The sequence below is a fragment of the Vibrio sp. 1CM7H genome (assembly GCF_023161645.1).
GTDB lineage: Bacteria > Pseudomonadota > Gammaproteobacteria > Enterobacterales > Vibrionaceae > Vibrio > Vibrio diabolicus.
Map to the genome: position 1 here is coordinate 533,757 of NZ_JALNTV010000001.1, position 22,845 is coordinate 556,601.

Sequence of the window (22,845 nt, forward strand, 5' to 3'; positions counted from 1 at the left end):
CTTTGTGACAAATTCTAGATGCGGCCTGAAACGGTCGTCATGTCGTGCTCATCGTGTTCGATTGCATCGGGGCCTTTCTTGATTTGGTGGATCATGTAGTAATACCCAAAACCAAACACCAAGCTGTACACAACAAGGAAACACAGCAGGCTGATGCTCATTTGTAGGTCTCCATGTGCAGAAACCGCATCACGCGTTTTTTGTACGCCATACACGACCCAAGGTTGCCGACCAACCTCTGTCGTAAACCAGCCAGCGAGTATTGCGATAAGACCAGATGGCCCCATAAATAATGAAAACTTGAGGAACCAACGCGAGGTATAAAGCGTGTTCTTTTTTCGTAACCACATGCTGTAGAAGCTCTGAAAAATCATCAGAAGTCCTAGCCCGACCATGATTCGAAATGACCAAAAGACGATAGGTGAGTTCGGTCGTTCCTCTTTCGGGAAGTCTTTCAGCGCCGGGATTGGCTCAGTTAAACTGTGGCGTAGGATCAAACTTCCTAGAACAGGAATTTCTAAGGCATAGTCTGTGCGTTCTTGTTCCATGTTTGGCATACCGAACAAAATCAATGGGGTTGGTTTGCCATCACTGTTATCCCAATGTCCTTCGATGGCGGCGATTTTGGCGGGTTGGTGTTCCAAGGTGTTTAACCCGTGCACATCGCCAATTACGGCTTGGAGTGGCGCAAGGAACACTAAGATCCCAAGTGACATCGAAAACATGGTTTTTACCGCAGTCGTTTGATTGCCTCTCAATAAATGCCAAGCGGCTGACGCGCCTACAAAGAGTGCTGAACTGACGAAAGCCGCGACGCTCATGTGCGCCAAACGATAAGGAAATGAAGGATTGAAAACGATAGCAAACCAGTCAGTTGGCACCACACGTCCGTCAACAATTTCATAGCCTTGTGGCGTTTGCATCCAACTGTTGGAGGCGAGAATCCAGAAGGTCGAAATGATCGTGCCTAACGCCACCATCGAGGTTGCAAAAAAGTGCAGCTTTTCGCCGACGCGACGCCACCCAAACAGCATTACGCCAAGAAATCCGGCTTCGAGAAAGAAAGCCGTTAACACTTCATAAGTCAGTAATGGGCCAGTGATAGAACCAGCGAAGTCGGAGAAACCACTCCAATTGGTGCCGAATTGATAGGCCATGACAAGACCAGATACAACGCCCATTCCAAAGTTAACCGCAAAAATTTTCGACCAGAAGTGATAGAGCTTTTGGTAATCGGGATTACGTGTTTTTAGCCATAAACCTTCTAGTACGGCGAGGTAGGTGGCCAAACCTATGGTGATAGCGGGGAAAATAATATGAAAGGATACCGTAAAGGCGAACTGTATCCGTGCAAGCATAAATGCGTCGAGGCCAAACATTAAACTTCCTTTGATCTTTTAAGTTTTATGAGAGAGCTATTTTAAAAGGAGCGGATTAGGGGAAGTAGGTACAGACAGTGACTATAAACCTATAACAGATTAAATCTTGAAGTGTTATTATTTTGAATTCAGCTTTATGGAAGGGGATTCGCGTGTGGCGAAGTATCAAGAGTTAGTGGAACAGCTTAAAAGGCAGATAAAATCGGGGATATGGCATCCGGGTGACAAGCTGCCTTCACTGCGTCGCCAATCTGAACACTCGGGTTTAAGTTTGATGACGGTGTTGCATGCCTATCAAATTCTGGAATCTCAAGGCTGGGTGACGTCACAGCCGCGCTCTGGTTATCGAGTCGCTCCAAATATTAAGAGTTCAAATGAACCCCAAGCGCCAGCAGCGGTTTCGTGGACAGAGCAGGTAGACATCAATGAGTTTATCTTTGATGTGCTGCAGGCGAGTAAAAATCCATCCATGATCAATTTTGGCTTTGCCTATCCAGATCCAAGTTTGTACCCACGCTATCACGTGAATCGGGCGATGAGCGCAGCCGCTCGCAATATGCCGATTTCCACCACCTTTGATAACTTACCGCCGGGAAACGAACAATTACGCACCATCATCGCGAAGCGTTATGCTGCGAAAGGCATTGAAATTTCACCCGATGAAATTGTCATTACGGCAGGCGCGCTGGAGGCGTTAACGCTCAGTTTGCAAGCCTGCACAAGACCGGGAGATTGGGTGGTTGTGGAGTCGCCTGCATTCTATGGCGCATTGCAATCCTTAGAGCGGTTAGGTTTGAAAGCGCTCTCAGTAAGAACAGACCCAGTCACGGGTATTGACCTAGATTCATTGGAACGAGCGCTGCAAACACACGATGTGAAAGCATGTTGGCTGATGTCGAACTTCCAAAATCCTCTGGGTTTTACGCTCTCCGACGAGAAAAAACAAAAGCTGATTGAACTGACACAGCGATATAACGTGCCAGTGATTGAAGATGATGTGTACAGCGAACTGCATGCCGGGAATGACTCGGTTTACCCACTAAGAATGTTTGATGACACGGGCAATACCATGTTGTGCTCCTCGTTTTCAAAATCATTAATCGCAGGGCTACGTATTGGTTGGGTTGCGGTGGGAAAGCGGGCGCTAGAGGTACAAAAGTTACAGTTAATGAGTACATTAGCGACGAGTGCACCAGTGCAAATGACATTGGTGCACTATTTAACAAGCCGCAATTATGAATCGCATTTGAAGCAGTTACGAAAAAAGCTGTTTGAACGTAAAAGTAAGATGACGGATCTGCTTAGTGAGCTGTTACCTGGAGAAGTCAAAGTGTTAAGCCAAAGCGGCGGGTACTTTATTTGGTTAGAGCTTCCCAAGCATATCGACGCCTTGCAGATATATCGAGAAGCGCTAAAAGACAATATCAGTATCGCACCGGGAAAGATGTTCAGCCTGACAGAACAATACGATCACTGTATTCGTCTTAACGCTTCTTTTGAGCTCAATGACAAATACGTCCATGCTCTCAATCTGCTTGCCAACATTATTCGCGAACATTTGGCAAAATAGCGACTTTCTTCAGTTTTTTGGTTTAATGGAGCGCGCCGGATTTCCAGCAACTCGATCGCCTGGCGCAACATCTTTGGTTACGACAGAGCCAGCGCCGACGACGGCCTCATCGCCAATGGTCACGCCTGGCAGTATGATAGCGCCCCCACCAATCCAAACGTTATTGCCGATTTTTACCGGTTTGGCGATCTCATCTCCGACTAAGCGTCTTTGTGTATCCAGTGAATGAGCGGCTGTGTAAATTTGCACTCTAGGCCCAATCATGACGTTCGCGCCAATCTCAACTTGTCCATTGTCCAGAATAATGGCATCCCAGTTGATGTAGGTGTTTTCCCCGATGGACAAGTGACAACCGTAGGTAAGTTGAAGCGGAGGCTCTATACAGGCGCTGTTTTCTAATTGGACGCCCATTTCCGCCAGCAGTTGCCTACGGATAATTGGGTTTGGCTCGTGATTAAACTGGAAGACAAGCTGCGCGGTTTTGGCGCGCATTAGCTTTAGTTCTTCATCCAGACAATTATAGGTTTTTCCAGAGCGCATCCGAGTCAGTTCTGACATAACAATCATTCCATTAATGGTTTTTCAGTTGAGGCCACAATGATAAGTGAGTGTTTCAGTCAATAGGAGATTTTTATTATTAAATCAGATGTTTATCACTGATTTATATTCAATAGGTTAGTTTTGAGTAAGCACTCGTTAAGAGTCATTCAAATAGAGAAGTGAAGTGAAGTGAATTGGGTAAGTTCCTTTTAGCAGGGGAGGAAAGTATAGATTGGATGTTGCTTTCCTCTCCACAGCTTTATTTGGAGCATTTATTGGCTGTCCCACATCACTTCGCACTCTTCTTTAATTGCCGATTTTAAAAGCTCAATAAGTGGAAATGCTCTGCGTCCTAAACTGACCGTTTGTTCCTCTTGCTCTTCATCTTCTTCCGTTGCTTGACTGTTGTTCTTCTCTATCGCTTCTTGTGCTGCGAGAGCGGAGGTCAATCTAGATAGAGCATCAGGGATGTCTTGAGCGGAAATAGACCCTGGTACTGAGCCACTATGGCCCATCATTTTGATCATCTTTATCGCAATATCGCCAAACATAGTGACGTTCGAGTGGCTATGGCAACGAAATGTAATAAGCATTTACCTGCTCCTGTTTTAGGTGTTCATTTGAGTATAAATGGTATCTGAGACACGAGGCAATTTAATCCGATAATTCGCAATCTTTCAGATAGCTATCTATCTTTAACGAAAGACAAACATAAGGAGATGATTTTGTTGAACTCCCAATTAAAGACGTTGATTTGGCGGCTTCACAAGCGAATATTTACGTTGCTTATGATGTTATGCATATGGTCACCTTCTGTCGTTGCTCAACCTTCCATTGTTTTTGGTGTCGTACCGCAACAGTCGGCGACCAAACTAGTGCAACAATGGCAGCCATTACTGCAACGCTGGGGAGATCTTGCTGGCGTTGAGATTAAGTTTGCCACGGCACGTGATATTCCCACGTTCGAAGCACGCTTGATGGCTGGAGCCTACGACATTGCATACATGAACCCATATCACTTTACCTTGGTGAATCAAAACCCAGGTTATACGGCTTTAGCAAGAGCGAAAAATAAGCGCATTACAGGCATTATTGTAGCAAGGCGAGGGAAGTCGGTTTCCCTTGATGAGCTGCAAGAAAAGACCATCGCTTTTCCTGCTCCACGAGCATTTGCTGCCTCTATCATCACACAATCAGAGTTGGCGCAGAAAGGCATCAAGTTTACGCCTAAATACGTTGGTTCGCACGACTCAGTCTATTTGGGGGTACTTAAAGGTTTGTACATTGCTGGTGGTGGCGTGAAGCGTACCTTTGAGAGCTTACCGAGTGAAATAAAAGACCAACTTAGCATCATTTATACAACTGCTGGTTATACGCCTCATGCTATTGCGGTTTCAAATAATGTCGATGAAGAGATTACTCTTGCCTTACGAAAGGCAATTTCGCAACTTAATGATGATCCAAAAGCACAGGAGAGTTTCACTTTACTCAACATTGACGGGTTACAGCTTGCACAAGACCAAGATTGGCAAGATGTTGTTCAATTGGGAATCTCAAGATAAATGGTTGCCCTATGACGCTGCGTTCGAAAACGATACTTGGCATTGCTCTTATTGAGGCCCTTGCGCTCGGTGTACTCATCATTAGTGGGCTTAATTGGTTGGAAAGTTCCAACGAGACTAGCCTCGAGGTTGGGAGCCAACACTTGGTGAGTGTATTTGCTCAGGCGTCGAGAGATGCGGTGATTGCGACGGACTTAGCCTACCTAGACAGTTTTGCTCGTTCTGTCGTGAGTGAGCACGAGCTGGCTTATATTCGTATTGTTAATCAAGATGGCGTCGAGTTGACGCTACAAGGGGATTACAGCGGTGTTGATACTGGTGTGAGACCGTTTGATGTGACCGATGGAGTTTACGATGTTGCGCAAGAGATTACTCTTGGAGAGCAGACTTTCGGTAAGGTTGAAATGGGTGTGAATGTTGAACATGTACATCAAGTTCTTTCATTTGCGACTCAAGCAAGTTTGGTTATCGCCTTTATTGAAATGTCGCTGGTGGCCATGTTTTCGTATGCTCTCGGTAGCTATTTGATGAAGCGGCTCGATCTTCTTCGTACTGGGGTAATCAAGGTTTCACAGCAAGGTCCGGGGTCGCAAATTTCGATTTCAGGCAATGACGAAGTTACACGTGTTGGCGAAGCGTTTAACCAAATGTCACGCTCTTTAGCGCAAGCGCAAACTAAACTTCAGCAAGAGCATCAAACCCAGCAACAGTTATCGGCCAAAATATCGCAGCTTGCTGAGGTTGCTGAACATGCGCGTGATACCATCATCATTACTCACCCTGACGGCACTATTGCATGGGTAAACCCTGCGTTTGAACAGCTAACCGAATATACGTTGGAAGAAGTTATTGGCAAATCGCCGGGCGAGTTACTCCAAGGGCCAGACACAGACCCAAATACGGTAGCATCGCTCTCAAAAAGTGTCCGTAATCACTCTCCTATTAGGGTTGAAATACTCAACTATACCAAGTCGAAGCACCCATATTGGGTCGAGTTGGAGCTCTCTCCTGTGTTTGATGAAGATGGCGGGCTGTTACGTTTTATTGCGGTAGAGCGTGACATCACCGACAGGCGCAGGATGGAGAGGCGTCTGTCGTCTGCTTTATATAAATCGAAAAAGGCGATGCAAGCCAAATCGGAATTTTTGGCGAACATGAGCCATGAGATTCGCACCCCAATGAACGCGATCATGGGGATCAGCGAGATATTGCTTGAGAACGAAAACCGTCGAGAGCCAAGGGAGTTATTACTCTTGCTGCACAAATCTGCCAACAACCTTGTGACGATCATTAACGACATCCTCGACTACAGCAAAGTAGAAGCGGGCAAGTTGACGTTAGTTGAAGAGGAGTTTGACTTGCGTTCACTCGTCGAGAGTTGCACCGCTTTGTGTGCCTATCAGGCGGATAAAAAGAACCTTAAGTTGTTGGTTGATATGCCATTGTCTATGAATACGGTCGTGGTCGGCGATAAAGGTCGGATTAATCAAATCTTGCTTAACTTGATCGGTAATGCGGTGAAATTCACGGATGAAGGCCATGTGCTACTCAAAGTCAGAGAAAGTGAGCACGGTTTTGATTTTTCCGTGAGTGATACGGGCATTGGTATTCCCGAAGATCGATTGGCTCATATTATGGATAAGTTTGAGCAGGTCGATACCTCCGCGACAAGACGCCATGAAGGTACAGGCTTGGGGTTGGCAATCTCAAAACGTTTGATCAGCATGTACAACGGCGAGCTTTGTGTGCATTCGGATTTTGGCAAAGGGTCGTGTTTTAGCTTTAGTTTGCAGTTGCCTAAGCAAAGTCAGCTTCTTTCCGAACCGATAGAGCTGAGTGCAAATCGACTTTTGTTGATTGATGATTATCAACCGCGCGTGCAACACTTGATACATTTAGCTCAAGAGATTGGCATTGAAGTTACTCATGCCAACGATTGGTCAACTGCGCAGTCTTTGGGTAAAAAATTGGATGGTTTTGATCGTATCCTCGCGAGTGTAAACAATGCTCAAGATAGAGATGCGCTCTATGAGCTTGATGCGACAGAATCCGCCGCCAAACGGGTACTGTTCCTTGCACCTTGCGTGATGGAGGAAGGGCAGGCATGGTCGTGCGAGCGGGATCGTTTATTGCCGCAACCGGTCACGCAGCATAAACTGCAAGCTCTGTTTTCTACTAAGACACAAAAGCGTCGAGAACTTTCCTCAGATGAGAACCCTGACTTTTCTAGCCTGCACCTATTAGTCGCAGAAGACAGCCATATCAATCGAATATTGATTGAAAAAATGTTGCAAGACACAGGTGTTAAACTGACGTTGGCGGAAGATGGTGTTGAAGCCGTTGAACTTTATAAACAGCTTTCTCCGGACTTGGTGATTACCGATATTTCTATGCCAAACAAAGATGGTTTTGGCGTGACAAAAGACATTCGTGAGTTACAGGAAAGTGGTGCGTTTCCTTGGTGTCCAATCGTTGCGTTTTCCGCACATGCGATGCAAGAGCAGCAACAAAAAAGTATCGCATTAGGTATGGATGATTACCTGACAAAACCAGTTCAGAAAAGTGATTTGCTTAATATGATCGCGAAGTGGGGATGCCATACCCTTGCAGAGGAAAAGCACGCCTCTGTTTAGTGTTTCGGTTAGATTAAATCGGCTCAAAAAAACGAGCACGTTATTAAACATGCTCGTTTGTAGTTGTGTATCGTGGGTTGAGCAATTTACAAGCTGTTTGGGTCACCCAAAGCGAGTGCTACTTTGGAAGACGGACGTTTACCTAATGCATGGCAAATTTGCCAACCCGCTTCATTGATGATGTTGAGATCAATCTCCGTTTCAATCCCAAGTTGCTCACAAAGATAAAGCACATCTTCCGTTGCAACATTGCCACTGGCACCTTTCGCGTAAGGGCAGCCGCCCAAACCAGCAACCGCACTATCAATGGTGTTGATGCCCATTAACAAGGCTTGGTAAATATTGGCCAAAGCTTGTCCATAGGTGTCATGAAAATGTACCGCGAGCGCGTCTTTTGGCAGTTGCGTTAACAGCGAATCCAGCATGGCGATAACGCGATTAGGCGTTGCTTTACCGACCGTGTCACCGAGCGAAATTTCATAACATCCCATATCAAACAGCGCATTCGCTACCGCGGTGGTTTGCTCTGGTTTTATTTCTCCCTCGTAGGGACAAACCATAGTGCAAGACAAGTACCCGCGCACAGGTATGTTGTGCTGGTTCGCTAGTTCGATAACGGGCTCAAAACGAGAGAGGCTTTCGGCAATGCTGCAGTTAATGTTCTTCTGGCTGAACGCTTCTGAAGCGGAGCCAAACACCGCAATTTGCTTTACACCACTTTCCAGCGCACGCTCTAATCCTGCGAGATTTGGTGTGAGCGCGCTGTAAACCACGTCAGGCTTTTGCGTGATACCAGCAAACACCTGATCGGAATCGGCCATTTGTGGTACCCACTTTGGAGAGACAAAAGAGCCTGCTTCAATGTGCTTTAAGCCACTGTTGCTCAGCAGATTAATCAAACGGATTTTATCAACCAGCGTCACTGACGTTTCATTTTGCAGGCCGTCGCGAGCACCAACTTCGACGATATTAACCTTCGCTGGTAGCATACTCACGCTCCTTATCGACAGAGACATTTTCGGGTATCGAAGCTAAATGCAGCAGTATCGAACCATGCTGTACTTGGTCTCCATGCTGATAAAAAATCTCATCAACAGTTGCAGCTACCGGAGCTGTGATGGTGTACTCCATCTTCATCGCTTCGAGCACTAACAGCGGATCGCCAGCCGCTACTTCGTCTCCCTTATTCACCATGACCGCCGAGATCACACCGTTCAGTGGCGCGGTTGGGCTAAGTTCATCGTCTTGACCTTTTGCGGATTCAAAACTTGGTTGGTGAGCAAAGGTACGTTGCTGACCAAGATAAAACAGCGTCGTCTTTTGCTCGTCGTTGAGCGCATTAAAGGTGTAACGCACACTATCGATATCGACGATAAACTGGCTCTCACTTTCAAGCAGGATGACTTGATGCAACTCCTCGCCGCATCGGACAGTGAAGTGAGATCCTGTATCTTGCGATGATTGTTGCAAACGTACCTGATGGTTGGCATTGGCATCCGTGAAGTTAAATCGATAAACGTTGGCAACCGACAGTCTAAAACCCTGTTTGGTTGGCGCGGGTAACGTTGAGCTGCCTGATTTAGCAGTGAGAGCATTCCAGCGAGCAACCGCTGCCAACGTTAGCCAGATAGAATCCGACACATTTTGTTGCGCGCTGATGCCTTGCTGGTGTTTAACCAAGAAGTCGGTATCAAGTTCGATATTGGCAAAGGCTGGCTGTGAAATAATGCTGTGCAGGTAACCAATGTTTGTCGTGACTCCACGCACGTGATATTGAGTTAACGCCTGTTTAAGCTGCTTTAGGGCGATATCACGAGTTTGCCCCCAGACGATCAGTTTGCTGATCATCGGATCGTAGTATTCGCTGATGGTATCGCCTTGGGTAACACCACTATCAACGCGCACGCACGCTAAGCGGACATTGCTGTCTGAAGTGGGCTCATGCAAGTAATCAATGCGGCCAGTTGACGGCATAAAGTCGTTGTCTGCGTCTTCGGCGTAAATTCGCAGCTCGATTGAATGGCCGTTATGAGTGATTTCGGATTGCGAGATCGGTAAACACTCACCAGCTGCGATTTTGAATTGCCATTCAACCAAATCAACGCCAGTGATCAACTCGGTGACAGGGTGTTCAACTTGCAGACGGGTATTCATCTCCATAAAGTAGAACTCACCGCGGCTATCGAGCAAGAATTCAACCGTGCCAGCGCCAACATAGTCGATCGCTTGAGCGGCCTGAACCGCGGCTTTACCCATTTGTTTACGCAGTTCATCACTAAGACCGGGAGCAGGCGCTTCTTCGACTACTTTTTGGTGACGACGCTGAATGGAACAGTCGCGGTCAGACAGGTAAACACAGTTGCCATGTTGGTCAGCAAATACCTGAACTTCAACGTGGCGAGGCTGCAATATGCATTTTTCGATTAGAAGCTGCTTATCGCCAAAGCTTGAAAGCGCTTCACGCTGCGCACCGTCGATGGCCAAGGGCATTTCGGCGGCGCTGTTGACCACTCGCATGCCTTTACCGCCGCCCCCTTGGGTTGCTTTGAGCATCACTGGATAACCGATTTTCTCTGCTTCAGCCAATAAGTGCTCAACGCTGTTGTCTGTGCCGTGATAGCCGGGAACCAAGGGCACGTTCGCCTCTGACATGATTGCCTTGGCTTGAGATTTAGAACCCATTGCCTCAATTGCGCTGGTGGAAGGGCCAATAAAGACGAGGCCATTTTCGCTGCACGCTTTGGCTAGTTTCGGATTCTCGGAAAGAAAACCATACCCAGGGTGGATAGCATCGGCTTGCCATTTTTTCGCAGCGCCGATAATCGCATCGATATCAAGATACGACTCACTCGCCGGAGCAGGGCCGATAAATTCAGCGAAATCTGCTTGTTTAACATGTAAGCTGCTGCGATCCGCTTCGGAATAGACGGCAAGGGTTTCGATGGCCATGCTTTTTGCGGTTTTAATGATTCGGCAAGCAATTTCACCGCGGTTTGCGATCAGTATTCTTTTAAACATGATTCCTCCAATTGGCGGCGCGCTTTTCAAAAAATGCAGCTAGTCCTTCTTGTCCTTCGCTGGACACGCGGGCGGTTGCTATGGCTTGGCTAGTGTATTCAATTAATGAGTGATCGATAGGTTGGTTATCACAACGTAAACAAAGTGCTTTTGCTGCCTGCATGGCTTGTGGACCGTTGTTAAGCAGGTGACCAATGATACGGTTGACGGCTTCTCTTGGCTGAGAGTTGATCTGATGAAGAATGTTCATCGAAAGCGCAGTCTCGGCATCAATCAGTTCGGCGGTTAAAAAGTAGCGTCGGCTTTGTCGTTGTCCAATCGCTCGGATTACGTAAGGTCCGATGGTAGCGGGTAATAAACCGAGCTTTACTTCACTCAAACAGAAGCGGCTTTCAGGTGTACCAATAGCGATATCGCAGCAGCAGATAAGCCCAAGTGCGCCGCCAAATGCAGCGCCATGCACCATAGCAATAGTCGGTTTGCTAAAGGTATCCAGCGTATGCAAAAGTTTTGCTAGTTGCTGTGCATCTTGCAGGTTTTCACTCTCGGTTTTGGTGGCCATTGACTGCATCCAGCCAAGATCCGCACCCGCAGAAAAGTGTTTTCCCTGTGCAGTTAACACCAGTGCACGGAGAGAATCTTCCTTTTCGAGTTGTTCTAGTGTCTCAATCAGTGAGGCAATCAATTCGTCATTAAACGCGTTGTTTTTCTCTGGCCGATTCAGGCTCAACCAGGCAACGCCATTGCTCTCTTTTTCAAGCAGTAGTCCGGTCATGTGACTTCCTTTGTCTGACATTTCAGTCTGATATTCCAATACTCGCTAACCAGTACTCGGATAAACATCGGTGGATAGCGAGGAGTTAAGGCTTGCCTTGCATCTGACTACATACGGAAGATGCCAAATTTGCTGTCTGGTATTGGTGCATTAAGCGCAGCAGACAGAGCAATACCCACAACATCACGGGTTTTCGCAGGGTCAATAATGCCGTCGTCCCACAAACGAGCACTGGCGTAATACGCATGGCTTTGGACTTGATATTGCTCCGCAATTGGACGTTTGAACGCTTCTTCTTCCTCTACGCTCCAGCTTTCACCTTTGCGCGTTTTGATATCGCGGGTCACTTGCGCCATCACGCCAGCCGCTTGCTCTCCACCCATTACGGAGATGCGTGCGTTTGGCCACATCCACATCATGGTTGGGTCATAAGCTCGGCCACACATACCGTAGTTACCTGCACCATACGATCCACCTATAACCACGGTAAACTTCGGTACGTCTGCACACGCAACAGCGGTCACCATTTTCGCGCCATGCTTGGCGATGCCTTCGGCTTCGTACTTCTGGCCGACCATAAAGCCAGTGATGTTCTGCAAAAATAGCAGAGGAATTTTGCGCTGTGCGCACAGCTCAATAAAATGCGCACCTTTCTGCGCCGATTCCGAGAATAGAATGCCGTTGTTAGCGACAATGCCAATCGGCATTCCGTGAATATGGGCAAAACCACAGACCAAGGTTTCACCGAACAAGGCTTTAAATTCATCAAATTGTGAATCATCAACAATTCGGGCAATGACCTCTTTGACATCAAACGGCTTTTTAAGATCGGTTCCGACGATGCCGTACAGCTCTTGCGCAGTAAAGCGTGGTTCCTGTGGCGCTTTTTGCTTGAGTTGGACGGGTTTCAAGTGGTTGATTTGAGAGACTGCTTGTCTTGCCAGTTCTAACGCGTGGTGATCATTTTCAGCATAGTAATCGGCTACGCCAGACGTACGGCAGTGAACGTCTGCGCCACCAAGATCTTCCGCGCTGACTTCTTCGCCTGTTGCTGCTTTTACCAGAGGAGGGCCAGCTAAGAAGATCGTACCTTGTTCTTTGACTATGATGGAAACGTCACACATGGCAGGAACGTAAGCACCGCCAGCGGTACATAGCCCCATGACCACCGCAATTTGCGGGATACCCTTGGCTGACATTCGAGCTTGGTTATAGAAAATACGGCCAAAATGGTCTTTGTCTGGAAATACTTCATCTTGGCGGGGTAGGTTAGCACCGCCAGAGTCGACCAAGTAAACACAAGGCAACTGACACTTCTCTGCGATTTCCTGTGCGCGTAAGTGCTTTTTAACCGTGAGCGGGTAGTAACTACCGCCTTTTACCGTCACGTCGTTGGCAACGATCATACACTCGGTGCCGTCTATTACACCCACGCCAGCAACCACGCCAGCGCATGGAACGTAATCTGGATACACATCCCAGCCAGCAAACTGACCGACTTCTAAAAAGGATGAGCCAGGGTCGAGTAGGGCAAGAATACGCTCACGAACCGGAAGTTTGCCTTTCTTCTGCTGATGCTCTCTTGCTTTCTCGCCGCCACCATCTTCGATTTGCGCGGTCACGGTATAGAGTTGATCCACAAGAGACGCCATAGATCGGTAGTTTTCCTGATACTGCTCTGAATGGGTATTAATATTGGTCGTCAAACAAGCCATAAATAGCCGATCTCCATTCGGTAAACGGGTGAGAACACCCGTCTTTATTTAGGTTGAATAAGATTTGGGTTGATTAAGAAAATGTTTTTTAGTCAGAACGCCTGGGCTGATTATTAGGCGCTTTCGTTAAACAATTCGCGACCAATAAGCATGCGGCGAATTTCTGAAGTGCCGGCTCCGATTTCATACAGCTTGGCATCACGAAGTAAACGACCGGTATCAAACTCATTGATATAGCCGTTACCACCGAGTAGCTGAATGGCATCTAATGCCATTTTGGTTGCCAGTTCTGCGCTGTAGAGGATCGCACCAGCAGAATCTTTACGTGTGGTTTCACCGCGATCACAAGCAGCAGCAACGGCGTAAACATACGCTTTAGCGGCGTTCATTTGCGTGTACATATCAGCGGTTTTTGCTTGAACTAGCTGGAATTCACCGATGGATTTGCCAAACTGTTTGCGGTCGTGAATGTAAGGCACAACGATGTCCATGCAGGCCTGCATGATGCCAAGCGGGCCACCGGCAAGTACCACGCGTTCGTAGTCGAGGCCGCTCATCAATACTTTCACACCTTGGTTTTCTTCGCCGAGAATATTTTCCGCAGGGACTTCACAGTTTTGGAAGACCAGCTCACACGTATTCGAGCCGCGCATACCCAACTTGTCGAGTTTTTGTGCTTGAGTGAATCCAGGAAAGCCGCGTTCTACAATAAATGCCGTGATGCCTTTGGAGTGCTGGCTTGGGTCGGTTTTGGCGTAGACAACATAGGTGTGTGCATCAGGGCCGTTAGTGATCCACATTTTGTTGCCATTTAGCAGGAATATATCGCCTTTACGTTCCGCTTTAAGTTGCATAGAGACTACATCAGAACCTGCTCCGGGCTCACTCATTGCTAGTGCACCAATATGTTCGCCAGAGATGAGCTTAGGTAGGTATTTCTCTTTTTGCGCTTGTGTGCCGTTGCGGTGGATTTGGTTGACACAAAGATTGGAGTGAGCACCGTAACTTAACGCAACCGAAGCGGATGCTCGACTGATTTCTTCCATAGCGATAACGTGGGCGAGATAACCCATGCCTGCTCCACCAAACTCTTCGCTGGTGGTCACACCTAAAAGACCCATGTCACCCAGTTTGGACCAAAGATGGTTTGGAAAGTCGTTAGATTGGTCGATAGATTGCGCTAGCGGCGCAATTTCTCTTGCAGCAAAACTATTGATTTGCTCGCGAAGCAAATCGGTATTTTCGTCATAAACAAAGTTCAGGGAAGAGTAGGTAGATTTCATTGCGTGTCCTTGCCTTTACGTCACCTACATCCCAGAGTTGAGGTGTTAGGTGACTTTTTCGCCTTTCATGGATCTCAGTGTGTTTTGGCATCGCAACTGTGCCGCGTTTAACTCCATCATTACCGCTTGAATGTCGTTTGCTTGCTGTTGCAATGCTGCCTTCTTCTCTTCGATCAACCGAATCATATAGTTCAACTGCTCAGTACTTTGATCGGTATCGTAGAGTTCAAATAACTCTTTGATATCTGCAAGAGAAAAGCCTAATCGCTTACCTCGCAAAATCAGTTTTAGTCGAATTCGATCGCGACCATTGTAGATTCGAGTGTTGCCTTTACGTTCTGGAGTTAGGAGACCTAAATCTTCGTAGAAGCGAATACTTCGGGTAGTAATGTCGAACTCTTTCGCGAGCTCGCTGATCTTAAATGTGTTCATTCCTTAACCTTACGACTTTCGTATAACATTCATACGAATATACAATTCGTTAACGTTAAAGTAAATAAACAACATCCACTCTTGAGCCTTGATATCACTCGCATTTACTCGAAATAAAAGAATCACTCGAACAAACAATAACCGCAAACTTGACGTTAACGTAAATGTTAGTATAGTTATGACGTAAACGTCAACAAAAGGTTAATGGAATGAAAAATGAAACATGGATTGTTGCCGCCAAGCGAACGCCTATCGGCTCTTTTCAAGGTGCATTAGCTTCAACAGATGTCACGGAACTCGGTGCGAAAGCCATTCAAGGGGCGCTAGCCGAAAGCCAACTCGATGTGCAAAAAATAGACGAAGTGTTGATGGGATGCGTTTTACCCGCCGGCGTGGGGCAAGCGCCAGCAAGACAAGCAAGTCTTAAAGCAGAAATGCCACAATCGATCGGTTGTACGACACTGAATAAAGTCTGTGGTTCGGGTATGAAAACCGTCATGCTGGCACATGATCTTATTCAATCTGGTAACGCGCACGCGGTTATCGCTGGCGGTATGGAAAACATGTCGTCTTCTCCTTATCTACTTAAGAAAGCGCGTGATGGTTTCCGCTTAGGCCATGAGCAAGTGCTTGATCATATGTTTTATGACGGTTTGCAGGATGCCTACCAAGGCGAATTGATGGGTGTCTTTGCCGAACAAACCGCGCAAAAGTATCAGTTCAACCGTGAAAGTATGGATATCTGGGCGCAGCAGTCGTTGACTCGTGCGCAGCAAGCGATTGAGCAAGGTTTGTTCAAAGAAGAGATCGTGCCTGTTAACGTAAAAAGTCGACGTGGTGACACCTTGGTTGTAGACGATGAGCAACCGAGCAAACTCGACGTCACTAAAATTCCCACCTTACGACCTGCGTTTGCCAAAGATGGCGGCGTAACGGCAGCAAATTCCAGTTCTATTTCTGATGGTGCATCGGCAATGGTATTGGTTGATAGTGAATTTGGCCGTCAGGAAAACCTTCAACCTCTAGCCAAAATTGTCGCGTACAGCACGCATGCAAGACTGCCTGATGAGTTCACCATCGCACCCGTATTCGCGATTGAAACGCTGCTGGAAAAAACGGGCTGGGACAAATTAGACGTGGACCTTTGGGAAATCAATGAAGCCTTTGCCGTCGTGACACAATACGCGGTGAAAGCACTCGAACTGGACGCGAGCAAAGTAAACCCTCGAGGCGGTGCATGTGCTTTAGGCCACCCAATTGGTGCAAGTGGTAACCGAATCCTCGTTACTTTGATTCACGCTCTTAAACAAACAGGCGGTAAACGTGGCGTTGCATCGCTTTGTATTGGTGGCGGCGAGGCAACCGCCATCGCGATTGAAATCTGCTAAATCATTCTCAACAAAGTTTCACTTACATAACAGTAGTCAGTAACAAGCTGAAAAATACAAGGATGTCATCATGACAGAACAAGTAAAGCAGTATATCGGTGGTGAATTTGCCATCTCCGACTCAAAACAATGGCTAGATGTAACTAACCCGGCAACCAACGAAGTGATTGCGCAAGTACCTTGTGCCACGGAATCAGAAATGAATGCGGCGATTGCTAGCGCAACGGAAACGTTCAAGCGTTGGAAAGAAGTTGCCGCTCCGGAGCGTGCGAGATTGATGCTACGCTACCAACACTTGCTAAAAGAGCAACACGATGAGTTGGCGATACTGCTTTCAAGTGAGACAGGCAAAACTCTTGCGGATGCAAAGGGTGACATTTGGCGCGGGATTGAAGTCGTAGAACAAGCGGCGAACATTTGTAGCTCAATGATGGGCGAAACGGTGGAAAACGTCGCAACCAATATTGATGGTTACTCTTACATTCAACCGCTCGGTGTTTGTGCGGGTATTACTCCGTTTAACTTCCCTGCTATGATCCCTCTATGGATGTTCCCAATGGCGATCGCTTGTGGCAACACCTTTATTTTGAAGCCGTCGGAACAAGTTCCGCTGACTGCAATGAAATTGGCGGAGCTGTTTGAACAAGCAGGCGCACCAAAAGGCGTGCTGCAAATTGTCCACGGCACCAAAGAGCAAGTCGACCGCATTCTGACTGATCCAGTCGTTCGTGCGATCTCTTTTGTTGGTTCTGTGCCAGTTGGTGAGTACATCTACAAAACGGGTACGGACAACTTAAAACGCGTGCAGTCATTTGCGGGTGCGAAGAATCACATGGTCATCATGCCAGATGCAAACAAACAGCAAGTCATCAATAACCTAGTTGGCGCGTCAGTGGGTGCCGCAGGCCAACGCTGTATGGCGATTTCGGTGGCGGTATTTGTCGGCGAAACCAAAGAATGGATTCCAGAGCTTAAAGAGGCGTTAGCTCAGGTTCAACCTGGCGCGTGGGACGATGAAACCGCAGGTTATGGCCCACTGATTAGCCCTCAAGCGAAGCAGCGAGTGGTGAATCTGATTAATGAAGGCAAAGCGTCAGGCGCGAATTGTGTTCTGGATGGGACAGATTGCCAAGTACCTGGCTTCCCGAACGGTAACTGGGTGGGGCCAACACTGTTTACCAACGTGACCACAGACATGTCGATTTATCAGGAAGAAATTTTCGGGCCTGTACTGTTAACTATGGAAGTGGATGACCTAGATGAAGCGATTGAACTGATCAATGCAAACCGCTTTGGTAATGGTACGTCTATTTTCACGGCGAACGGCGCTGCCGCGAGAAAGTATCAACACAATATCGAAGTGGGTAACGTAGGCATCAACGTGCCGATTCCGGTGCCGTTGCCGTTCTTCTCATTCACGGGTTGGAAAGGCAGCTTCTATGGCGATTTGCATGCTTATGGAAAACAGGCGGTTCGCTTCTACACCGAAACGAAAACTGTCACCGCGCGTTGGTTTGAAGATGACATTCCAAGCGGTCCAAACATGACCATTCAATTGAGCTAGTCACAGAAGTAGCGATACCTCTAGCCAAGCCTTTCAAACCTTTAGATGGCTTGGCTTCAAGTGCAACGAATTAGACCTTAGGACTTCAAGATGGATTTTGAATTAAACGAAGATCAACTCGCGTTTGCCGAAGTAGCAAAGCAGTTTGCAGACCAAATGTTAGCGCCGCACGCGGCCGAGTGGGATGAAAACCATCATTTCCCTAAAGATGTACTGCGTCAAGCAGGTGAACTTGGCTTTCTGAGCATCTATACGCCGCCAGAGCATGGTGGTTTGGGATTGTCTCGTTTGGATGCGGCGATCATTTTCGAGCAGTTGGCTATGGGTTGTACCGCGACTACTGCGTTTATGACCATTCACAACATGGCGACGTGGATGATCACCAGCTTTGCCAAAGCCGAAGTGGCGCAGCAGTTTAGCGCGGATCTAATTTCGGGTGAAAAGCTCGCTTCCTACTGTTTAACCGAACCCAATGCAGGCTCTGACGCCGCTTCACTGACGACCAGTGCAGTGCGTGACGGCGATGAGTTTGTCCTGAATGGCGCAAAAGTGTTTATCTCTGGTGCGGGTGATACGGACGTTCTTGTCGTGATGGCGCGTTCGTGCGGCGAAGGAGCGGGTGGCGTTTCTGCATTCGTTGTTCCTGCTGATTGCGAAGGCATTAGCTATGGTAAAAAAGAAGCCAAAATGGGTTGGAACTGCCAGCCAACTCGCATGATTACCTTCGAAAATGTTCGTATTCCGGCTGACTATCTGTTGGGTGAAGAGGGAGAAGGCTTTAAGTTCGCCATGCTTGGCCTTGATGGTGGTCGAATCAATATCGCTACTTGTTCCGTCGGTACTGCGCAACAAGCACTGAACGAAGCCAAGCAATACATGAACGAACGCAAACAGTTCGGCCGTTCACTGGCGCAATTTCAAGCGTTGCAGTTCAAGCTTGCTGATATGGCGACTGAGCTGGTCGCTGCGCGTCAAATGGTGCGACTCGCTGCCGCTAAACTCGATGCCCAGCACGCAGAAAAAAGTGCGTACTGTGCCATGGCAAAACGCTTTGCTACTGATGTGGGCTTTAAAGTCTGCGATCAGGCGCTGCAAATTCACGGTGGCTATGGCTACATCAAAGAATATCCAGTCGAGCGCCATTTCCGAGACGTTCGTGTTCACCAAATCCTTGAAGGTACCAACGAAATCATGCGTCTGATCGTCGCAAGACGATTACTAACGGAAGGCGTTGAGCTGCTTTAGTCAGCGAGACACAGCCTTACCTAAAGAAATTAAAAAGGACCGAAAGATTATGACGGCACAAATCAAATTGGAGCGCGAAGCGCATATCGCCAAACTCACGATTAGTAATCCGCCAGCGAACACTTGGACGCTTGAATCCCTAAATCAGCTCAAAGAGTTGGCGATTGAACTCAGTAATGATCGCTCTATTTATGCGTTGGTACTGACGGGCGAAGGCGAGAAATTCTTTTCTGCTGGAGCGGATCTCAACAACTTTGCATCGGGTGATAAATCACAAGCAGCAGATATGGCGTTCGCATTTGGTGAAGCGTTTGAAGCGCTGTCTGCATTCGATGGGGTTTCTATCGCAGCGGTTAATGGCTATGCGATGGGTGGTGGTCTGGAAGTGGCGATGGCGTGTGACATTCGTATCGTAGAAGAACAAGTACAAATGGCACTTCCGGAAGCATCGGTCGGCTTGTTGCCTTGCGCAGGTGGGACGCAAAACCTGACCGCGTTGGTAGGTGAAGGTTGGGCGAAGCGTATGATCCTGTGTGGTGAACGTGTAACGGCCGAGCGAGCGGAAAAAATTGGTTTAGTCGAAGAAGTGGTGGCGAAAGGCCAAGCACTGGATGCTGCGATGGCACTTGCACAGCGCGTTGCTGGCCAATCGCCGAAATCCGTGTCTGCGTGCAAAACGCTCATTCAAGGTCGACGCAGCCAAACTCACGCTTCTGGATTGGTTTTGGAGCGTGAACTGTTTTTACAGCTGTTCAATACACAAGATCAGACTGAGGGTGTAAACGCCTTCTTGCAAAAGCGTAAGCCACAATGGACAAACAGCTAGCGGAGGCCAAATGACAGGTACAGTAAATGTTTCAAAACTTGAGTGCGCTGATGGCTCTGTCATTGGTGTGTTGGAGCTTGATAATCCAGCTGCTCTCAACGCGTTGAGTTACGTAATGATTGAGAAGTTGTACAAACAGCTCAATGAATGGCAAACGGACGACAGCGTCGTCGCGATCTTTTTGCACGCCAAGGGTGAAAAAGCGTTTTGTGCTGGTGGTGACATTCAAGCGATTTACCGTGCACTTGAAAACAAAGAGCAAGACTTTGATTCTGCGTTTTCAGCGATGGAAACCTTCTTTGACCTCGAATATCGCTGTGATCATCTTATTCACACTTATCCAAAACCGATCATCGCGTGGGGGCATGGTTATCTGATGGGCGGCGGTGTGGGCTTATTTATGGGCGCAAGTCATCGCGTAGCAGAAACCACCACACGCTTTGCGATGCCAGAGATTAAAATCGGCCTTTACCCAGACGTAGGCGCGACGTACTTCCTAAATCAGCTGCCAAAACATTTGGCACTTTTCTTAAGTTTGACGGCTTGCCAAATCAACGCGACAGACATGAAAGCGTTGGGATTAAGCCAATGGATTGCAAAGCCAGAAAGCAAACAAGCACTGTTGGATCTGCTCGCATCGGTAAGTTGGAAAGGTGAAGCAAACATCAACGAAAAAATCGCCACTACGCTACGTTCGGTACAAGTGGACGAGCCAAGCGAAGGGATGTTGATGCCATATGCGGGATTGATTGAGCAGCTTTGTTCGGGTGATTTAGATTCGATTGTTCGCGCAATCAGCAGTGCCGACGTTGATGATAAGTGGTTCATCAATGCGCAAAAAGCATTGAATTATGGCAGTCCGTTGTCGCTCAATATCACTTATCAGCAGCTAACGCAGTATCAAAACCTCTCTTTGAAAGCGTGTTTTGATATGGAATTTAATCTGACGTTACGTTGCGGCTTAGAAGGTGATTTTAGAGAAGGGGTTCGTGCGCTGATTATCGATAAAACCAATCAACCGACTTGGCAACATCGCACGGTTTCTGACGTAACGCCACAAGTTTTGGAACGCTTCTTCGCGCCAATTGATTCAGCAGAATACCCACTGACCGCATCCTCGGTTGCCACTGTGGCACTTTAGACAAGGAAGAAATACGACATGGATAAAATTGCATTTATTGGCCTTGGCAACATGGGTGCGCCTATGGCTAAGAACCTACTCAAAGCGGGTTTAAACGTTGAAGTGTTTGATTTGAACCCGAACGCAGTAGAGGAACTTACCGCACTGGGCGCGTCGAGTGCAGATTCGGTAAAACAAGCCGTTCAAGGTGCGAGCGTGGTGGTCACCATGCTACCTGCTAGCCAACACGTTCAAAGTGTTTATCTTGGTCAAGACGGGATATTAGATAGCGTAGATTCTGGAACGCTGCTAATCGACTCTTCGACCATCGATCCAGCGACCGCTCGTTTGGTTGGCGAAAAGGCGCTGCAGCTTGGCATTAGCTTTGTTGATGCACCGGTATCTGGTGGCGTTGCGGGCGCAGCGGCAGGTACGTTGACTTTCATTGTTGGCGGCTCACAAGAGAACTTTGTTCAAGCCAAGGTGTTGCTTAGCCACATGGGCAAAAACATTTTCCATGCAGGTGATGCCGGAGCTGGTCAGGTAGCGAAAATCTGCAATAACATGATGTTGGGCATTTTGATGAGCGGCACTTGTGAAGCACTCAATTTAGGTATGGAAAACGGACTCGATCCCAAAGTGCTGTCTGACATCATGCTGCAAAGTTCAGGCCGTAACTGGGCGCTAGAGCTTTACAACCCGTGCCCAGGTGTGATGGAAAACACGCCTGCAAGCAATGGTTATCAGGGCGGCTTTATGAGTCAGTTAATGGCGAAAGATCTCGGTCTTGCGATGGAAGCGGCGGTTACCAGTCAAACATCAACACCAATGGGCAGCTTGGCTCGTAACCTGTTTAATTTTCACAACGGTCAGGGCAACGGACAAAAAGATTTTTCAAGCTTGTTTGAGTTCTACCAAAAGCAAAATCAGGCCTAAGGAGTGCTTATGGATCTAGCAAATAAGGTTATTGCGATCACGGGGGCCGGGCAGGGGCTTGGTAAACAAATGGCGCTGTCGCTAGCGGAAAGCGGTGTTCACCTTGCGCTTATCGACCTCAATTCAGACCAATTGGCTGAAACGAAAGCGGAGTGTGAATCTTTCGGCGTCACCACTCGTTTTTATGTAGCGAACGTGACGGAAGAACAAGAAGTGTGCGCTGCTTTTGAGCAAATTGAAGCGGATTTCAAACAGCTCAATGGCGTGATCAATAACGCAGGCATTATGCGCGATGGCATGTTCATCAAAGTTAAAGATGGTCAGGTTAACGCGATGTCGCTGGAACAATTTCAGTCTGTTATGGATGTGAATGTGACAGGTACTTTTCTGTGTGGCCGCGAAGCGAGCAAGGTAATGCTGAACACCGATAGCAAAGGCGTTCTGATCAACATATCTAGCGTCGCGCGTGCGGGGAATATTGGTCAAACTAACTATTCTGCATCCAAAGCGGCGGTAGCCACCATGGCGACGGTGTGGGCGAAAGAGTTAGGGCGTTTCGGAATTCGCTCAGTAGCGATTGCTCCGGGTGTCATCAAGACTGCCATGACGGACCAAATAAAACCTGAAGCGATGGAGCGTTTAGTTAAAATGATTCCTGTCGGACGCTTAGGTCTTGCTGATGAAATTTCTTCGACCATCAAATACGTGTTAACCAATGAGTTCGTGACTGGAAGAGTATTCGAAGTCGATGGCGGAATGCGAATGTAGCCCCTCCTCATATTAAAAAGGGGAGCGAGCTTGATTGTCCGCTTCCTTCCTCCTTTCTTATATTGTTTCTATCGATATTTTTTAATGGATG

Annotated in this window: 19 protein-coding genes; 10 read left to right on the forward strand and 9 right to left on the reverse strand. The window is 47.6% G+C overall.

Features of this window, described 5'->3' with window-relative positions:
- Positions 1-14: 14 nt before the first annotated feature.
- Positions 15-1,379: a cytochrome ubiquinol oxidase subunit I gene (locus MSG33_RS02325; protein WP_029798091.1), complete on the reverse strand. Its 1,365-nt coding sequence runs from the start codon at positions 1,377-1,379 to the stop codon at positions 15-17.
- Between the two features lie 136 nt (positions 1,380-1,515).
- Between MSG33_RS02325 and MSG33_RS02330 the strand changes: the two genes are divergently transcribed.
- Positions 1,516-2,949 carry a PLP-dependent aminotransferase family protein gene (locus MSG33_RS02330; protein WP_282450910.1) on the forward strand — a complete coding sequence of 478 codons (1,434 nt, stop codon included), beginning with the start codon at positions 1,516-1,518 and terminating at the stop codon, positions 2,947-2,949.
- Between the two features lie 9 nt (positions 2,950-2,958).
- Here MSG33_RS02330 and MSG33_RS02335 read toward each other — a convergent pair whose 3' ends face one another.
- Positions 2,959-3,507 carry a sugar O-acetyltransferase gene (locus MSG33_RS02335; protein WP_248379705.1) on the reverse strand — a complete coding sequence of 183 codons (549 nt, stop codon included), beginning with the start codon at positions 3,505-3,507 and terminating at the stop codon, positions 2,959-2,961.
- Between the two features lie 254 nt (positions 3,508-3,761).
- Positions 3,762-4,082: a DUF1840 domain-containing protein gene (locus MSG33_RS02340; RefSeq protein ID WP_167427393.1), complete on the reverse strand. Its 321-nt coding sequence runs from the start codon at positions 4,080-4,082 to the stop codon at positions 3,762-3,764.
- A gap of 132 nt (positions 4,083-4,214) precedes the next feature.
- On the opposite strand from MSG33_RS02340, the gene MSG33_RS02345 reads away from it, so the two are divergent.
- A complete protein-coding gene (locus MSG33_RS02345; protein ID WP_348983286.1) occupies positions 4,215-5,051 on the forward strand; it encodes a phosphate/phosphite/phosphonate ABC transporter substrate-binding protein in 837 nt (278 codons plus the stop codon).
- 11 nt (positions 5,052-5,062) lie between these two features.
- Positions 5,063-7,684: an ATP-binding protein gene (locus MSG33_RS02350; RefSeq protein WP_248379711.1), complete on the forward strand. Its 2,622-nt coding sequence runs from the start codon at positions 5,063-5,065 to the stop codon at positions 7,682-7,684.
- 86 nt (positions 7,685-7,770) lie between these two features.
- Here MSG33_RS02350 and MSG33_RS02355 read toward each other — a convergent pair whose 3' ends face one another.
- The 6 genes from MSG33_RS02355 to MSG33_RS02380 all read right to left on the reverse strand — a co-directional run bounded on the left by MSG33_RS02355 (position 7,771) and on the right by MSG33_RS02380 (position 14,907).
- On the reverse strand, positions 7,771-8,673 hold the full coding sequence (locus tag MSG33_RS02355; protein WP_248379712.1) for a hydroxymethylglutaryl-CoA lyase: 903 nt from the start codon (positions 8,671-8,673) through the stop codon (positions 7,771-7,773).
- Positions 8,654-10,702, reverse strand: coding sequence for an acetyl/propionyl/methylcrotonyl-CoA carboxylase subunit alpha (locus MSG33_RS02360; protein ID WP_248379713.1), 2,049 nt, complete (start codon positions 10,700-10,702; stop codon positions 8,654-8,656). The genes MSG33_RS02355 and MSG33_RS02360 overlap by 20 nt, the downstream gene beginning before the upstream one ends.
- Positions 10,695-11,477, reverse strand: a complete 783-nt coding sequence (locus MSG33_RS02365) for an enoyl-CoA hydratase-related protein (RefSeq protein ID WP_248379714.1) — start codon at positions 11,475-11,477, stop codon at positions 10,695-10,697. The genes MSG33_RS02360 and MSG33_RS02365 overlap by 8 nt, the downstream gene beginning before the upstream one ends.
- Positions 11,478-11,584: 107 nt before the next feature.
- On the reverse strand, positions 11,585-13,192 hold the full coding sequence (locus MSG33_RS02370; protein WP_248379715.1) for a carboxyl transferase domain-containing protein: 1,608 nt from the start codon (positions 13,190-13,192) through the stop codon (positions 11,585-11,587).
- Between the two features lie 113 nt (positions 13,193-13,305).
- Positions 13,306-14,475 (reverse strand): isovaleryl-CoA dehydrogenase, encoded by a 1,170-nt coding sequence (locus tag MSG33_RS02375; RefSeq protein ID WP_031427942.1) that lies wholly within the window; start codon positions 14,473-14,475, stop codon positions 13,306-13,308.
- 45 nt (positions 14,476-14,520) lie between these two features.
- Positions 14,521-14,907, reverse strand: coding sequence for a MerR family DNA-binding transcriptional regulator (locus MSG33_RS02380; protein ID WP_005373242.1), 387 nt, complete (start codon positions 14,905-14,907; stop codon positions 14,521-14,523).
- A gap of 209 nt (positions 14,908-15,116) precedes the next feature.
- On the opposite strand from MSG33_RS02380, the gene MSG33_RS02385 reads away from it, so the two are divergent.
- From MSG33_RS02385 to MSG33_RS02415, 7 genes are all read left to right on the forward strand, one after another.
- Positions 15,117-16,295, forward strand: a complete 1,179-nt coding sequence (locus MSG33_RS02385; RefSeq protein WP_248379717.1) for a thiolase family protein — start codon at positions 15,117-15,119, stop codon at positions 16,293-16,295.
- A 70-nt stretch (positions 16,296-16,365) separates the two neighbouring features.
- Complete coding sequence (locus tag MSG33_RS02390; protein WP_029798081.1) at positions 16,366-17,859, forward strand: CoA-acylating methylmalonate-semialdehyde dehydrogenase; 1,494 nt, start codon at positions 16,366-16,368, stop codon at positions 17,857-17,859.
- A 90-nt stretch (positions 17,860-17,949) separates the two neighbouring features.
- Complete coding sequence (locus tag MSG33_RS02395; RefSeq protein WP_005373226.1) at positions 17,950-19,104, forward strand: acyl-CoA dehydrogenase family protein; 1,155 nt, start codon at positions 17,950-17,952, stop codon at positions 19,102-19,104.
- Between the two features lie 49 nt (positions 19,105-19,153).
- Positions 19,154-19,930, forward strand: coding sequence for an enoyl-CoA hydratase (locus MSG33_RS02400; RefSeq protein ID WP_065645868.1), 777 nt, complete (start codon positions 19,154-19,156; stop codon positions 19,928-19,930).
- A 10-nt stretch (positions 19,931-19,940) separates the two neighbouring features.
- A complete protein-coding gene (locus tag MSG33_RS02405) occupies positions 19,941-21,071 on the forward strand; it encodes an enoyl-CoA hydratase/isomerase family protein (protein WP_124007777.1) in 1,131 nt (376 codons plus the stop codon).
- Positions 21,072-21,089: 18 nt separating this feature from the next.
- Positions 21,090-21,986, forward strand: coding sequence for a 3-hydroxyisobutyrate dehydrogenase (gene mmsB, locus MSG33_RS02410; RefSeq protein ID WP_248379719.1), 897 nt, complete (start codon positions 21,090-21,092; stop codon positions 21,984-21,986).
- Positions 21,987-21,995: 9 nt separating this feature from the next.
- Positions 21,996-22,754: an SDR family oxidoreductase gene (locus MSG33_RS02415; RefSeq protein ID WP_006741033.1), complete on the forward strand. Its 759-nt coding sequence runs from the start codon at positions 21,996-21,998 to the stop codon at positions 22,752-22,754.
- Positions 22,755-22,845 lie beyond the last annotated feature (91 nt).